Here is a 16,554-nt window from a genome sequence, read left to right as displayed (position 1 = left end):
ATTGATAGAGTGTTGATACAATAAAAATACGTTAAGTTTTCATGGGGATTGTCTTTACATGAATATATTTGCGTTTTCTGGCGCTGTGGAATTAGGCCTTATTTATGCGTTTGTTGCTATAGGGGTTTATCTTTCATTTCGGGTTTTAGATTTTCCTGATTTAACGGTTGATGGTTCGTTTCTTCTTGGTTCCTGTGTCTGTGGCGTCTTGATTCTTTTAGGTTTTAACGCATGGGCAGCTATGGCATGCGCTTTTTGTGCAGGTATGGCGGCTGGTTTATTAACAGCTATGTTAAATTTGCGTTTTGGCATTTTAAATCTTTTGGCTTCCATTTTAACAATGTCGGCACTTTATACGGTTAATCTTCGTATTATGGGAATTATGGGAGGGTCTAATGTTAATTTAGCCCTTGCTGATACGGCGTTAACGCCCTTTTATAATCTGTTTGGTTTGTCCGATATTTTTGTGCGTCCTCTTTTCGTTGGTATTGTGTTGCTAGTTATGGCGTTTTTGATTTGGCGCTTTTTGGAAAGTGAAATTGGTCTTGCTATGCGTGCAATGGGCGCTAATCCACGCATGGCGACGGCGCAAGGTGTTCATACATCAGCATTGATTTATTTTGGTATGGGGCTTTCTAATGCGTGTGTTGCTCTTGGTGGTTCTCTTTATATTCAAACTGCCATCGCAACTGATATTACCGGTGGAATTGGAACTATTGTTTTTGGGTTGGCTGCCGTGATTATCGGTGAGACTCTCTTTCGCACGCGCAATATTTTGTGGATTATAATCAGCTGTATTGTGGGGTCTGTGCTTTATCGTGTAGCGGTGCAATTTGCATTTGAAGCAAATGGCATTGGTATTGATACATCGACAGATCTTCAGTTGATTACTTCGCTGTTGGTTGTTTTAACTCTTATTGTGCCACGTTATTGGAGGAGGCGTAAACGTGATTGAGTTGTTTCATGTTGGGGTCACATTTAAACCGCAAACGCCTTTGGAAAAACAGGCTTTAATTGATATTAACCTCAAAATTGAGCAGGGTAGTTTTGTTACGGTTATTGGTTCAAATGGTGCTGGTAAATCCACTTTGCTTAGTGTTTTGGCAGGTGCAACGCTTCCCTCGACAGGAAGAGTCGTTATTAATGGACAAAATGTTTCTAGGCAATCAGTCAGTGAACGTGCGGGAAAGATTGCTTGTGTTTTTCAAGATTCCTTAGAGGGAAGTTGTGGTTCTTTAACAATTGAAGAAAATTTGGCTCTTGCTGCTCTTCGAGGAAGTCGTCGTGGTTTGCGTTCAGCTTTAAACCATGAAAAACGGCAACTTTTTCGAGAAAAAATTGCTCAATTAGGCATTGGTCTTGAAGCATATATTCATAATCCTATGGATAGTTTATCAGGTGGGCAACGCCAAGCAGTTTGTCTTGTGATGGCAACATTAGCACATGCGGATGTTTTATTGCTTGATGAACATACCTCAGCACTTGATCCTGGAATGGCTGATTTTGTGATGCGATTGACTGAAAAAATCGTTGAAGAGAAAAAATTAACGACTATCATGGTGACTCATTCTATGCGTCAGGCTCTTGATTTTGGTGATCGCACATTGATGTTGCATGGTGGAAAAGTGATTTTGGATGTGAGTTATGAAGAGCGTAAGGGCTTGGATGTCAATGATTTAATTGGTATGTTTCAGAAAGTTCGCGGGGAAGTTCTTGATGATGATGAACTGTTAATAGGTTAATAATGTGGCTCAGAAAAAAGCACATGAAGTTGATCAATTTCTAACGCGTTTTTCACGTGCTTTTCCTATTGTTCTCATTTATGGGACGGATCGTGGACTGATTTGTGAGCGTGCACAACATTTTGCTAAGCTTACACGGGTGGCAATAGAAGATCCATTTTCAACAGTTCGTTTGGATGCTGGTGAAATTGATAAAGATCCTGCACGTTTGGAAAATGAAGCGCGTACGTTATCGCTTTTTGGGGGAGATCGTTTGATATGGATCTCTAATGCGGCTAACCAAAAAGGTTTTCTTGCTGCTTTAAAGCTTTTAATTGAGAAGCCACCAGAAGCTTGTTTTATTCTCATTGAGGCAGGAGATTTAAAAAAAGGAACAGGGTTGCGCAATGTTGTTGAAACAGCGTCAAAAGCAATGGCTTTGCCTTGTTTTGCTGATGATATGCGTTCTCTTGACAGTTTAATTGATGAGGTTTTAGGACAGTTTAAGAAGACTCTTTCTTTGGATGCACGTAGATGGTTGCATGAAAGTTTAGGGGCGGATCGTCTTGTGTCTCGCGGTGAATTAGAGAAGCTTTGTCTTTACGCTGAAAATGTTCATATTACTCTTGAAGATGTGAAAGCTGTTGTAAGTGATGTAAGTGTTCTTTCTCAAGATGAAGTCATTGATGCTCTTTTATTGGGCGATATATCAGGCTTTGAAGCGCATTTTAACCGACATGCAGCATTGCATGGGACGCTTTTTTTTATTTTAAGTACAGCACAGAGGCATTTTCAGCAATTACAGCTCTTGCGTTATCAGGTAGAGATTGAAGGAAAATCGCCTTTTACGGTGGTTTCTCAAGCACGTCCTCCTATTTTTTTTCAACGGAAAAAGATCGTTGAACAAGCTTTAAAATATTGGAAGTTAGAGCAAATTTCTTATGCGATGGAAAGAATTCAGAGTGCTGTTTTAGACAGCCGTAAAAATCCGCTTTTGGGTGAAGCTATCATTCGTCAAGTTTTGTTAGGGCTTACAATTATTGCACGACGCCAGATGGCTGCTTAGTGTTTTAAAAATATTATGATTTTTTATTTTAAATACAATACAGAAGCATTTTCAGCAATTACAGCTTTTGCGTTATCAGGTAGAGGTTAAAGGAACGCTATTTTTGAGGAGGCGTTTTAAGAGCTTTAAAGTTTGATAAAAACTTTCCTTCAAAAGACAATCTTGATACAGTTTTATTATCTTATTGTGCCGCAAAACACTGTTCTTTAGGTTAGTAATATAAGGCTCAGGTGAAATTTTACGCATTCGGTGTTTTTTGTGTGGGTATTTGGTGAATATTAGGTTGGTTCATAGAGTCTTAATGGAGTAACACCCCCATGTAAAACAGAGTATCTCAAACAAAAGAAGACATTTGTATGGTAGATTCATACGCTTTCTTAGAAATATTTTTCAATGCGCGTCATATCTATTTCGCGTCGGTGTTTATGAATGGTGTAGAAGTAAAGTTCCTTGTGAAGAATATAAAACCCATAGAGCAACTTTATCTTTACGCTTAATAAAAGTGCAAGTCGACACTCATTATATACTTTGCTAGCCTCTAATGTTGCTACAGTTTTTAGCATTAGAGAGCGTTTTTCATCATTTTGCTCACATGTCTTCTTGTGACGTGTAGACAAGAGATTTTAATTGATAAGAGGGTTTGTGATGGAAGAATTTTACAGTATTCGAAGTTATGATTTAAACTGAAAACAATAATTATATTTATAAATCAATGTATTATAGATTAATTGAATCACATAAAATAGTGAGCTAGAGGAATCTTTTAGACAAGAAAATGAATTGTTTGCAGATTGGTATGAATTAAGAATTTTCTTGGGATGAGGAGAAAGTCAAAATAGATTATGATGAAAACGACAGCACCTATGGGGAAACTTTTATGTTTGATACAGAGATGATAATCTTAGCAATGAATGTGTCTCATAAACAGAACTAGCCATTGTTTATTATTAATAATTTATTATTTTTCATATTGAATCAATCAGAACAATGTCTTTTGCACGTCATAAGTGGGGGGCGTGTGGATAAAAACTGTACAAAAAAGCACTAAAAATGCCTCTTATGAATGCTCTCAAATTCCAAGGTTTTTTGCAACATTGGGGGTAGGAAAATATAATGATAGTGTTTTATTAAGTGTGAAGAGGGTCGTGCTTAATAGATTATAGTTATAACATTTATGAACACTGTCGTGAGATAGGCTAGGGAGCGAGATGCCTTTTAAAACAAACCCATGAATTTGTAATCCAAATTTATTCTGTTGAGGGCGTTCTATTTTACGTGAGGGGTGTGATTCCATTAAAGGGATATTCGGTGTTTTTGTTATCAAACTTTTTCTTTATTGAGAGGGCGTGTTTTTCTCATATTTATTTGATTTATGGTATCCGGAATCGGGAGAGGAAAATGTTTTTAATGGTATCTGTTGGTATGCGTTGTTTTACGGTGTTTTCAATATTCGCGAAACTTATGTTGATGTTGTAGGTGGAGGCGTAATACGTTTTTATATAGGTCTAATGTACAAATTAATGAACGTATCGGGATAATTGGAGAAGAGTTAGTGTCTGCTTACGCTTTTGATGTGTTTTTTTGTGAGTAAATTAGTAAGATAAAGTAAACTGATGGGATTTTATGTAGAGTCGTTATTATCCTAATTGAGAGTGCATTTTATTTTGTTTCGGTGATGCGCTTTGATCAGTAATTAAGAGGGAGCTTTAGAGCGTGATGTTAGATTTCTCGTCATTTATTTTTTATGTGTTTTCTAGGTAAAGTGATCTGTTGTCAGCTTGTGCAGATGATAATTGGTAAATTGCGTTATTCTTTATTTCCTAGTTGTCATTTTTTAATATTTTACGCATAACTCGTGAACAAACAAACAAGAAAATTGTGATTTTACGATTGTCTTTATTGCCATTTGCAAAGAATCTTTGAAGGTGAAAGATGCTCCATATTCAGTTTGAAAAAATAGCACTCATTGGGATCGGTCTGATTGGGTCTTCTTTAGCAAGAGTGATTAAAAAGAAAAATCTTGCAGCTCAGATTTCTATTGCAACACGTCGTACAGAAACCCTGAAAAGAGCGCGTGAATTGGAGCTTGGGGACTTTTATACGACAGATAATGCAAAAGCTGTTGAAGGAGCAGATTTGGTTATTCTTTCTGTTCCTGTTGGGGCTAGTGCAGAAGTGGCAAAAACCATTCGTGATCATTTAAAACTTGGAGCGATTGTCAGTGATGTTGGTTCTACAAAAGAATTGGTTATTACAGAAATGGCACCTTTATTGCCCAAAACGGTTCATTTTATTCCAGGGCATCCTATTGCTGGAACGGAATATTCAGGTCCAGACGCTGGTTTTGCTGATTTGTTTATCAATCGCTGGTGTATTTTAACGCCTTTTGCAGATAGCGATGTTGCTGCTGTCGCACAATTAACAGCGTTTTGGGAAGCTTGTGGTGCGCGTGTCAAAAAGATGGAGCCTAAGCATCATGATCTTGTTTTGGCTATTGTTTCACATTTACCCCATTTGATTGCGTATAATACTGTTGGGACAGCGAGTGATTTAGAAAAAGTAACAAATTCAGAAGTGATTGCTTATTCTGCTTCTGGTTTTCGTGATTTTACGCGTTTGGCCTCTTCTGATCCCGTTATGTGGCGGGATATTTGTTTGCATAATAAAGATGCTATTTTAGAAATGTTGGGTCGTTTTAGTGAAGGGCTTGCTTTTTTAGAACAGGCAATTCGTTTAGGGGATGGTGAAACACTGTTTAATTTTTTTACGCGTACGCGTGCTGTACGTCGCAATATTATTGATGCCGGACAGGAAATTGATGCTCCTGATTTTGGACGTCAGAGTGTTTCTAAAAAAGGGTGAATAAAAGCAAGGGGGGTTGTTGAATTTCGTTGGTTTTTTCTAGAAATCGATAAGAAGTTTTTTCTTTATTCAGTCATAGATTGCAATAAAAAAGGGTGGCGATTGCTTCGATACAGATAACCATGACTTCAAAAGGTTTTATGTGTGCACGATCATCTTGCTTAGTTCTCTATAGGGCATGTGATGTACAGAAGAGGTTACTGATCTGTAGAAGTAACAAAAAAATGAAGTCGTTGTAGAACTTCATAGAGTGGGTTATTGTTTTTGTTTTGGTATAAAGTCGGGCTTGACCGTATTGATTATTGACCTTTATATTGCAACATTGCAAAATGTTTATTTGCAGAGTTTTGATGATTTTTATAAAACTTGAAATAGACTGAGGAAGAGTTTTACCAGAAAGTATTGAGTTTTGTTAAAAAATATCTTTTGGTATAGCTATCGTATTTTTGGTGACGCAGTAAGTCATTATTGGCGTGATAATGGGAGTGCTTTTGCAAGCCATGTTGCGCTATCGGGGCTTTTAGCATTTTTCCCTTTTTTTATTTTTGGAACATCTTTTGCTCGTTTTCTAGGTGCTTTTACCTATACACCGCAAAAAATTAAAGCACTGGTGCAGTTATTGCCTGATGTTATTGCAGAGCCTTTATCTCAGGAAATTGTCAATGTTTTAACCATTCATCGAGGAGGTGTGTTGACGCTTTCTGTCATTGGAGCGGCTTATTTTGCTTCTAATGGGATAGAGGCTTTGCGTACGGCTTTAAATAAAGCTTACCGTGTTACTGATCGACGGAGTTTGTTGTTTTGTCGTTTTCAAAGTCTGTTTTTTGTAATCCTTGGAGCTTTTGGTCTTGTTGTGATTAGCTTTTTATTGATTCTGGCGCCTTTGCTGACCAAAATTATGCAAAATCATTCTTTTTTTATGACTGAATACATTGGTGTTATTCGTTTATGGCGTTATACAGTTGCAGTCGTTATTTTGTTTATCAGTCTTTTGATTGTTCATAAATGGCTTCCAGCAGGACAGCGGAAATTTATAGATATTTTACCAGGAATCGTGGTGACAATGTTTGTATGGTTTATGGCTTCTCTTGCTTTTGCACAATATTTGACGATGTTTGATTATATTTCAACCTATGCGGGGTTAGCATCTATTATGGTTGCCATTATTTTTCTTTACATCTTAAGCGCAATTTTTATTTTGGGAGGTGAAATAAACGCCGCAATAATGTTTTATCGTAACTATTGGCGCTCTCTTCGATGAATGAAAAAAACAGTAGATCGTACGAAAATCAAAAGATAGATAGAGGAATAAAACTTGCCATTACTTTGTTGGTTGATGCGGATGCTTGTCCCGTAAAAGATGAAGTTTATCGTGTGATGAATCGTTATCAGCTTAAGACATTTGTTGTGGCAAATCGTTCTTTGTTCCTTCCAGATGAAGCGCTCATTGAGAGAGTAGTCGTTGCTGGTGAATTCAATGGTGCTGATGATTGGATCGTAGAACATGTGCATGAGGCGAGTATCGTTATTACCAGTGATATTCCTTTAGCAGCAAGGGTTGTGCAAGCTGGGGGTTTTTGTCTTTCGCCAACGGGGCGTATTTTTGATGTAAATTCAATTGGTCAGGCTTTGGCGATGCGCAATTTGATGGAAGATTTGCGTGGACAGGGCAGTATAATAGGTGGTCCCCGTCCTTTTTCTCGTAAAGACCGTTCTGCTTTTTTGTCAGCACTGGATCTTGTTATACAACGTTTAAAAAGACGCGGTTATTAAAGTTATAGGGCCTCTTTAATCACTGCTTTTATAAGTGTTTTGGCATCGTCATTGGCCCATGGAGCTGCACCATTGAAGGAAGCAATGAGATATCCCTCTTTATCAATGAGCAATGTAATGGGGAGTCCTAAAGCAAGCCCCTGTTTTCTAACATTATTGAAAATATCCATTGTTTTATCGCGATAGTAAAGCAAATTATCTGAATGAATATCTCGTAAAAATTGCTGAATTTTTTCAGGAGAAGCAGTTTTATCGATATTAATCGCTATGACATCAAAGTTTTCTCCACCTAATTCACGTTTTAATTGCGCAAGTTCGGGCATTTCTGTGCGGCAAGGTGCACACCAAATAGCCCATAGATTGACCAGCATTGGTTTTCCGGTAAATTCGCTGAGTGTACGCTCTTTTCCTAGAATATCCTTGAAAGAGAGTTTATTCATATCCGAGGGTGTATCAGCAAATCGTATGTGGCTAAAAAAGCCTTTTGCTGCTTTTCGTATCGCCATCATTTTTTCTGCTCGTGCTTTATCAGTGTTTATTTCTTGTGCTTGTGCTGCTGAAATGAAATTGAAAAGAAAAAACTCTCTTTTAGTATCGTAGTTTATGGTTGCGTATAAACTCAATGCAATGATAAAGAATGCAAGGGAGATTTGCCTTTTTTTATTGTTTTTTTCGCTGATGAAAATTTGAAAAATCATAATTTTGTCCTTTGGATGGGTGTTTTCAGAATATGACAGATGAGAAGTTAAAGAACCAAATATGGGGTGGTCGGTTTACGGCAGGTCCTGCTGCAATTATGGAAGAAATTAATGCCTCTATTGATTTTGATCAAAAACTTTATCGACAAGATATTGAAGGTTCTCTTTCTCATGCGGCTATGTTAGCGCAAACGAAAATCATTTCACAATCAGATTATGAAAAAATTGTTCATGGTTTGAAACTTATTCGCCAAGAAATTGAAGACGGTAAATTTGTTTTTTCACGAAAGCTTGAAGATATTCATATGAATATTGAAGCGCGGTTGAGTGAATTGATAGGTTCTGTAGCAGGGCGTTTGCATACGGCGCGTTCACGCAATGATCAAGTTGCTGTTGATTTTCGCTTGTGGGTACGTGAAGCAACGCAAAAGATAGCACAAGCTTTAAAAGGATTGATAGAGCAATTACTTATTCGCGCAGAACAACATGTTTATACCTTTATGCCGGGCTTTACGCATTTACAATTAGCCCAACCTGTAACATTGGGCCATTATATGATGGCTTATGTTGAAATGTTCGGTCGAGATTTATCGCGAATGCGTGATGTTCTTGAGCGAATGAATGAATCGCCTTTAGGGGCTGCTGCTTTGGCAGGAACAAGTTTTCCGATTGATCGCTTTATGACAGCACAAGCACTAGGCTTTCGGGAACCTACACGCAATTCAATTGATAGTGTTTCTGATCGTGATTTTGCGTTGGAGTTTTTAAGCGCTGGTGCTCTTTGTGCGGTGCATCTTTCGCGTTTGGCGGAAGAAATAATTCTTTGGTCAAGTGAACAGTTTTGTTTTATTCATTTGTCAGATGCCTTTTCAACGGGTTCGTCTATTATGCCACAAAAGAGAAATCCGGATGCGGCAGAGTTAGTACGAGCGAAAGCAGGTCGATTGAATGGTGCGCTTATGGGATTGTTAACGGTGATGAAAGGATTACCGCTTGCTTATTCAAAGGATATGCAAGAAGATAAAGAATATGTATTTGATGGGGCTTTGAGTTTGAAATTATCACTCGCAGCAATGACAGGGATGATTGCTGATTTGAAAGTGAATAAAAAAGCCATGAAACAAGCAGCGGATTTAGGGTATGCAACAGCTACGGATTTTGCTGATTGGCTTGTCCGTGAATTAGGGATTCCTTTTCGTGAAGCACATTACATAACAGGGCGTGCTGTGGCATTGGCAGAAAGAAAACAGTGTCGCCTTCATGATTTATCATTAGATGAACTTCAAGCAATTTGTCCTGATATCAATGCGACACTTTTTGATGTTTTGACCGTTGAAAAATCTGTTGAAAGTCGTAAAAGCTTTGGGGGAACAGCACCTTCAGAGGTTCTTCGGCAAATTGCATATTGGAAAAAGCGTCTCGTGAGCGCTTGAATAATTGTATTTTAAAAGTAAAAAAGAAAGCAAGATGAGGAAAGAGGACTAATGAAAGTTATAATAAAGGGGTTGATGGTTGTCCTTTTTGGGGGCTTTGGTGTCGTTGGGTGTGGGCGTAAAGGATCATTGGAGATGCCTCCTACAAGTGTGGAAAAACCTACGCAGGGAACATCTGTTGCTAAAAGTGAAGATGATAAACCTTTTATTCTTGATCGTTTGATAAAGTAGGAGGCAAGTGTGGATTTTTTCTCCTATCATCAAGGTATACTTTATGCTGAGGGTTGTTCACTTGCTATGCTTGCACAGGAGGTGGGAACTCCTTTTTACTGTTATTCAGCCAATGCATTGGTTACACATTTTAAGGACTATCAAAGAGCATTTCAAGGGATGCCCAGTCTGATTGCTTATGCGGTTAAAGCGAATTCTAATCAAGCAGTTTTGCGGCTTTTAGCTAACAATGGAGCGGGAGCTGATGTGGTCTCAGAAGGTGAATTACGGCGTGCTCTTGCTGTTGGTATTCCGGCGCATTGTATTGTTTATTCTGGGGTTGGTAAAACCGTGAGAGAGATAGATTTTGCTCTTTCTCAGAATATTTATTGTTTTAATGTTGAATCAGAGCCGGAACTTGAACAGTTATCGCAACGCGCTGTTGCACTTTCAAAAATAGCACGTGTTTCATTGCGTATTAATCCAGATGTTGATGCAAAGACCCATAAGAAAATTACAACAGGAAAATCTGAAAATAAATTTGGTATTCCCTTGTTGTTGGCAAGAGAGGCTTATAAAAGAGCGTCCTCTTTGCCTGGATTGCAGGTTTGCGGTATTGATATGCATATTGGCAGTCAAATTTGTGATTTAAAGCCGTTTGAGGAGGCGTTTATTATTATCGTAGATTTGGTGCGTCAATTGTGGAGTGATGGTTATGCAATAACGCATATAGATATTGGTGGCGGGCTTGGTATTGCCTATGGTTGTGAACAACATACCGTACCCTCCCCTTTTGATTATGCCGCGCTGGTAAAGAAGCATATTGCTCCTTTAGGGATTAATATTGTGGTGGAGCCGGGGCGGAGCATTGTAGGTCAAGCTGGTGTGTTGGTAACCTCTGTTCTCTATTTAAAAAAGGGGCAAGGGCGGAATTTTGTTATTGTGGATGCGGCGATGAATGATCTGATGCGTCCAACGCTTTATGATGCTTGGCAGAATGTCGTCCTTGTGAAACAAGCAGCAAAAGACGCTTCCCTTATTCGTGCAGATATTGTGGGTTCTGTTTGTGAGACTGGTGATTATTTAGCATTAGATCGTTGCTTGCCAATTTTGGCACCCAGTGATCTTTTGGCAATTATGCAAGCTGGGGCTTATGGTGCCGTGATGGCGAGTACTTATAATAGCAGACTTCTGGTCCCTGAAGTTCTCGTTCAAGATATGCGTTATGCAGTTATTCGTCCACGTCTTGATTATGCGCAATTAATGGGATGTGATCATATTCCTGATTGGATTGAGCCCAAATTAGATTGAGCATTATTAAATATTTTTGGTCTTATTTTTACTAAACTTTGATGAAACAATTTATTTTCTAGAAATTGTTCTGTATGGGGTTTATGATCTTAATGCACCACGGTAAAAGGGGATAAATGCTTGTTTATGAAAAATAAAAACATCAAAGGCTTTGCAATGAAGCTTTTGTGTGTGCGCATTTTGATGTGGGGGATCCTTTCATTGGAACGGATCTGGGGTCGGTTATTACCATTTTTCCTTGTTCTTAGTCTGTTTTGTTCGTTTAGCTGGTTGGGACTTTTTGGCGTTTTGGGCTATTGGTTCCATTGGCTTTTACTTGGGGCTATGCTTGTTTGTGCTGGGGTAAGTTTATTTTTTCTTATTGGTTTTCGGTTTCCCACAATGCGGGAAGTGGATCACCGTCTTGAACGTGTCAATGGCCTTAAACACCAGCCTTTGAATATTCAGACAGATCGTTTATGTTCTGAAAATGATGAAGATTTTAGTGTTGTTATTTGGCGTGAACATCAACGCCGAATGGCAAAGCAATTATACCATTTAAAAACTGGATTTATCTCTCTTAATAGTGCGGATTATGATCCTTTAGCTTTGAGGGCTTTGTGTGCTCTTCTTTTTGTGTGCGCTTTTAGTTTTTCTTTTGGTTCACAAGGGGGGCGTTTGGCTGATGCCTTTGATTTTCGTCCTGTCGTTGATGAAAAACTCATGCGGATTGATGCTTGGGTAACACCACCTGCTTATACCGGTGTGGCACCGATTTATTTGACAAAAGATGAGAAAACACAACTAGAAATCCCTGAAGGGAGTAATGTTGTTGTGCGTGTTGTCAATGGGGCTGGCATTACAGTAAAAGCAAAGTCTGTAGAAGATGGGAGGGAAATTTCGTTTTCAGAGAAAACGGAGCAAACAGCTTTGAATGATCCAATTGTTCATTTTGAAACACATTTAAAGCATTCAATAAATTTATTTGTATCATCACGTCGTAAAAAACAGCAATGGCATTTGCAGATAATTAAGGACACGCTTCCAACAATTCATTGGTTGGAAAAACCAGGGAGGATTTTAACGGGATCATTGGAGTTACGATATGTGGTGGATGATGATTATGGTGTGACAAAGGCTTTTGTTGAAATAGAGCCTTTTCTTCCTCAGAATAAAAGTGCTTCTTCTCTTTATAATGCTCCGGAAATAGAACTTCTTCTTCCGCGTGGTGGAAAGGGGAAAATGCGAATGGTGCAGGATATATCAGCGCATCCATGGGCGGGTTCGCAAGTCAAAATTACTTTGGTGGCAGAAGATGGTGCGGGGCAGAAAGGACGTAGCAAAACTTTTGTTATGATATTACCACAGCGTGTTTTTTCGAATCCTGTTGCACGCGCAGTGGTTGAACTGCGTCGTTTATTAGCTCTTAATCCTTTAGCGCGAGAGCGGGTACTTGATATGCTTTCTGCTTTGCTTGTGCGTCCAGAAAAGGGGTTGCAAAATGCATCGCATTTTATTGTTCTACAAAGTGCGTGGACAAGACTTTCTTTAGCACAAACAGACGAGGATTTGCGCAATGTGGTGGATTATTTATGGCAAATTGCTTTGGGTATTGAAGGCAATCAACTTGAATCCGTGCAAAAAAAGTTAAAACAAGCACAAGCTGCTTTACGTGATGCATTGCGTTACGGTGCTTCAGCGGCAGAAATTGAACGGCTTATGGCAGATTTACGTCAAGCTATGGATGCGTATATTCGTGCTTTGGCTGAAAAAGCACCGGATAGTCAAGTTTCTAAAAATTCTAAAAGCTCAAAAAGTCCTAATCTTTCTGAAGCTACATTACAAGAAAAGCTAAATTTAATTGAGGAAATGGCTAAAACAGGCTCTTCTTTAGCAGCTGAACAACTCTTGGCGGAAGTTGAACAGACGCTTGATCATTTGCATGTGCAAAAAGGTAATCAAAATGAGGGAGAAAAAAGCCAATCTACACAAATGAAAGAAAAGATGGACCAGCTTGGAGATTTAATGCGTCGTCAGCAAGAAATTCTCAATGAAACACATCAGTTAGAGATGGAACAAAAACGCGGAGAAAATGTACCGGAAACACAAAAAAAATCTTTAAAAAAACGTCAAGCTGAATTGCAATCTGAATTATCAACATTAGAAAAAGAATTATCAGAACAAGGATTTGAAACAGGGGGCGCCTTGAAAAGGGCAGAAGAAAAAATGAATTCTGCGGAAAATGCTCTTGATAATGGAAATCATCAGGTATCTATACAAAATCAGTCTGATGCTTTGGAATCTTTGAGGCAAGGTGCACAAAATGTTTTGAAAAAAATGCGCGAAACACTTAAAGAAACGGGAGATGATCAAAATGCTGATTCTGGTCCTAAAGATCCGTTAGGACGTCCACTTTTTTCAAAAACAGATGAAGAACAAGAAGGCGAGGCACTCCCACAAGAAAGTGATCAAATGCGTACGCGGCAGATTTTGGATGAAATTCGCAAACGTCTTGGTAAAGAGCATCTTTCAGAAGAAGAAAAAAACTATCTTGAAAGATTGCTTCATTTTAATTAATCAGTGTTGGCTTTTTTCTTAATTGATGTCAAAAACAGTGTATGAAGAACCTCTATGGAGTTCAGCTTCAAAGAAAATAATTAAAGCACTTGTAACGCGATAATCATTCTATTGTACTGCTTTTTTAATCATTTAAGTTTAAAATATGCAATATTGAAGTGTTCGCTATTGCGGAGAAAGAGCAGAAGTCCATATAAGTTGGATATATGAAAATCTGTAATGTTTGAAATTTGTTTCTACATGGTATGTTGAGTTGGATATCGTTACGCTGAAAGATTTTTATGCTTCTGCACTTGGGCTGCGTGTGCAAAAGACGCTGTGTGACCAATTAAATTTATGGTGGCCTGATCTTACGGATAAACGGATTATGGGGTTGGGTTATGCGATTCCTTATCTTTCTGTATTGCGTGAACGTGCCCAACAATGTTTTGCTTTTATGCCTGCTGCTCAGGGTGTTTCGCCTTGGCCTTGTGCTGAGAAAGTTGCTACAGCGCTTGTTTTTGAAGAAGATTTGCCGCTTCCTGATGCGTCAGTTGATTGTATTTTATTGGTCCATGCATTAGAATATACAGAAAATTCATTTGAAACGTTGAATGAAATATGGCGTGTTTTAGCACCCAATGGTCATTTGATCGTTATTGTTCCTAATCGCTCTGGCTTTTGGGCGCGCAATACGACTACGCCCTTTGGTTATGGCGAACCTTATAGTCAACAACAGCTTATTCGTTTGTTCGAAAAAACAAATTTTATTTCTGGACCAATACAAGAAATTGTACACTATATGCCTTCTACGGGGTATTTTTCGCGGTTGTTCTCATTTTTTTACGAGCCATTTGCTCGCTATCTTTTGCCTTATTTTGGTGGACTCTTAATGTGTCAGGCACAAAAACGTGTTTATCAGGGTCTGCTCGTACAGCGTCGTCAGTCGCGACGTATTTTTATTCCTGCTTTATCACCACAGACAAGAAATATTTTAAATTATAAAGATAATTAATCATTTTGTCATTGTCATAAGAACCGCAAGTATAAAAGGATTCTCTTATTTCAATTTTTTGCATTTACAATTAAAAAATATTCTTTTGTACATTAATATGTGGAATTGGTATGTGAATAAAAATCTCAAGTATCTATATATCGAACCATATTTCATGAATAGCGGAAACATTTTAAAAGAAAAAATGCTGGTATCTTCGTAAGCATAAAAATAGCAGAGTCCAAAGGATCTTGCATAATATGGTTTATGGTGGTTAAAAACTGTACAAGGAAGGATTAAAATGCTTCTTATGAACCATCTCAAGTATCAAGGGCTCCTCTGCAACATCGAGATCTAACATAAGTGTGTGATGGTGCTGGCTTGTTCTTTTATAAGCGTAAAGATGGTGGTGCTCAGTGGCTTTATCATTAGGATAAACATTTAGCGTTATATCATGAATTATATAATCTCTTAAGAGGAGATAAAGTCATAAAGAATGGAGGAAAACTATAAAGATAAAAAACATCTCTCAAGTTAGGTTAGTGAATGTGAGATAAAGCAATGTGTGGAGCGGTTTTTCTGAAAAAAATAATTATAAATAGCACTCATCTAAAGATGATAGTTATGATCAAGAATGTTGCTAAAAGATATCACGATTATTTATATGCGAAACATATTAAAAACTTTAGAAAGAACAAAAGCATGTGAAACAGAAGTTACAAAGTATATCGTGAGAGTTGAAAGCATTTTTGTTTCTGGTTCTCATGTTGGAATATTTCGTTTTTTATTCGTAATGTTATATATTTTGTCATAAGAGTAAGTTCTAAGTAATAGCATTCGAATTATATGCGAAGGTTTTTTCATCTCGTTTCTGTTTTCATTTAGGATATTAAAATTATTTTTGAAACAGTAAATCTCGAATTAAAGATTTAAACGGTAACCATTTTGATCTGTTATGAGAATTTGTGCATTGGAGGGATCGTTTTCGATTTTTTGTCGCAAACGATAGATATGGGTTTCTAAAGTATGGGTGATAATATTTTCATTATATCCCCAAACTTGTTCTAACAATGTTTCACGGCTGACAATTTTATCATTGGCATAATAGAGACATTTAAGGATCGCTGCTTCTTTTTCTGTGAGACAGATTTTATTGTTGCATTGATCAAGAAGAAGTTTTTGTCTTAGTTTAAAAGTATAGGGACCAATATGAAAGGTTGCGTCTTCATTTTGTTCATATTGGCGCAACTGTGCTCGAATTCTCGCCAATAACACTGCAAAGCGAAAGGGTTTTGTTACATAATCATTGGCGCCTGTTTCAAGATCTAAAATATTATCACAGTCTGTATCATAATTTGTTATCATGATAATGGGAGCACGAAATCCTTGGGTGCGTAATTGTTTAACGGCTTTGTAGCCATCAAGATCAGGAAGTTGAAATCCCAAAATAGTGAGATCAATATTTTCTTTTTGGATTATTCTCATTCCCGCTTCTGCTGTTTTTGCTTGGGAAATTTTAAATTCTTGATGCATTTGCAATTGTTCTACTAAAATGGGGCGTAGATCATCGCCTTCAACGATTAAAAGAGTGTATTGGTTCATGTTTTTCCTTATAGGCATGTTGATGCACTGATTGATATAGTTTCATGAAAAATGAGATTTCATGCAAGAAAAATTAAAAGAGGAAAATTAAAAAAAAGTCTTTGAAAAAATAAACTTTTATAATTTCTATGGTTGTTTGCCGAAAAGAAGGTGTTTCCGTCTGCAGAGTATTTTACGTATTGGTTGGAAGCATTTTTTATGCTTTAGAATGTGTTTTAGCCATTGAGTGTCATCATTTTTACGCTTATGGAGAAACAAGCTAGCACTATCATTCACTTTGCCAGCTCGTGGGTGTTGCGGACAGTTCTTGGCACTTGAGACGATTCATAAGAGGAATTTTTAGTGCTTT

13 protein-coding genes are annotated in these 16,554 nt (G+C 37.8%); 11 read left to right on the top strand and 2 right to left on the bottom strand.

Going from position 1 to position 16,554, the window contains the following annotated elements; translation table 11 throughout:
* Positions 1–58: 58 nt before the first annotated feature.
* From ACFIMU_RS02470 to ACFIMU_RS02445, 6 genes are all read left to right on the top strand, one after another.
* On the top strand, positions 59–955 hold the full coding sequence (locus ACFIMU_RS02470) for an ABC transporter permease (RefSeq protein ID WP_375614356.1): 897 nt from the start codon (positions 59–61) through the stop codon (positions 953–955).
* Entirely contained in the window at positions 948–1,742 is a 795-nt protein-coding gene (locus ACFIMU_RS02465) for an ABC transporter ATP-binding protein (RefSeq protein WP_375606053.1), read from the top strand. Before ACFIMU_RS02470 ends, ACFIMU_RS02465 begins: the two co-directional genes overlap by 8 nt.
* A 4-nt stretch (positions 1,743–1,746) precedes the next feature.
* Complete coding sequence (gene holA / locus ACFIMU_RS02460; protein WP_375614358.1) at positions 1,747–2,787, top strand: DNA polymerase III subunit delta; 1,041 nt, start codon at positions 1,747–1,749, stop codon at positions 2,785–2,787.
* Positions 2,788–4,719: 1,932 nt separating this feature from the next.
* Positions 4,720–5,649 carry a prephenate/arogenate dehydrogenase family protein gene (locus ACFIMU_RS02455; protein WP_375606051.1) on the top strand — a complete coding sequence of 310 codons (930 nt, stop codon included), beginning with the start codon at positions 4,720–4,722 and terminating at the stop codon, positions 5,647–5,649.
* A gap of 409 nt (positions 5,650–6,058) precedes the next feature.
* Entirely contained in the window at positions 6,059–6,910 is an 852-nt protein-coding gene (locus tag ACFIMU_RS02450; protein ID WP_375606050.1) for a YihY/virulence factor BrkB family protein, read from the top strand.
* Positions 6,907–7,422 carry a YaiI/YqxD family protein gene (locus tag ACFIMU_RS02445; RefSeq protein ID WP_375606049.1) on the top strand — a complete coding sequence of 172 codons (516 nt, stop codon included), beginning with the start codon at positions 6,907–6,909 and terminating at the stop codon, positions 7,420–7,422. Before ACFIMU_RS02450 ends, ACFIMU_RS02445 begins: the two co-directional genes overlap by 4 nt.
* Positions 7,423–7,424: 2 nt before the next feature.
* Here ACFIMU_RS02445 and ACFIMU_RS02440 read toward each other — a convergent pair whose 3' ends face one another.
* Positions 7,425–8,120: a TlpA disulfide reductase family protein gene (locus ACFIMU_RS02440; RefSeq protein WP_375686436.1), complete on the bottom strand. Its 696-nt coding sequence runs from the start codon at positions 8,118–8,120 to the stop codon at positions 7,425–7,427.
* A 32-nt stretch (positions 8,121–8,152) separates the two neighbouring features.
* Between ACFIMU_RS02440 and argH the strand changes: the two genes are divergently transcribed.
* The 5 genes from argH to ACFIMU_RS02415 all read left to right on the top strand — a co-directional run bounded on the left by argH (position 8,153) and on the right by ACFIMU_RS02415 (position 14,624).
* A complete protein-coding gene (gene argH / locus ACFIMU_RS02435; RefSeq protein ID WP_375686437.1) occupies positions 8,153–9,553 on the top strand; it encodes an argininosuccinate lyase in 1,401 nt (466 codons plus the stop codon).
* A gap of 51 nt (positions 9,554–9,604) precedes the next feature.
* Positions 9,605–9,784, top strand: coding sequence for an LPS translocon maturation chaperone LptM (locus tag ACFIMU_RS02430; protein WP_375606046.1), 180 nt, complete (start codon positions 9,605–9,607; stop codon positions 9,782–9,784).
* Between the two features lie 9 nt (positions 9,785–9,793).
* Entirely contained in the window at positions 9,794–11,074 is a 1,281-nt protein-coding gene (gene lysA / locus ACFIMU_RS02425; RefSeq protein ID WP_375696795.1) for a diaminopimelate decarboxylase, read from the top strand.
* 126 nt (positions 11,075–11,200) lie between these two features.
* Entirely contained in the window at positions 11,201–13,630 is a 2,430-nt protein-coding gene (locus ACFIMU_RS02420) for a TIGR02302 family protein (RefSeq protein WP_375606044.1), read from the top strand.
* A 223-nt stretch (positions 13,631–13,853) separates the two neighbouring features.
* On the top strand, positions 13,854–14,624 hold the full coding sequence (locus ACFIMU_RS02415; protein WP_375606043.1) for a class I SAM-dependent methyltransferase: 771 nt from the start codon (positions 13,854–13,856) through the stop codon (positions 14,622–14,624).
* Positions 14,625–15,524: 900 nt separating this feature from the next.
* Here the strand turns inward: ACFIMU_RS02415 and ACFIMU_RS02410 are convergent.
* Entirely contained in the window at positions 15,525–16,205 is a 681-nt protein-coding gene (locus tag ACFIMU_RS02410) for a response regulator transcription factor (RefSeq protein ID WP_375606042.1), read from the bottom strand.
* Positions 16,206–16,554: the final 349 nt, after the last annotated feature.

Source organism: Bartonella sp. AC70YNML (assembly GCF_042196545.1).
GTDB lineage: Bacteria > Pseudomonadota > Alphaproteobacteria > Rhizobiales > Rhizobiaceae > Bartonella.
This window is presented reverse-complemented; position numbering and strand designations above follow the sequence as displayed.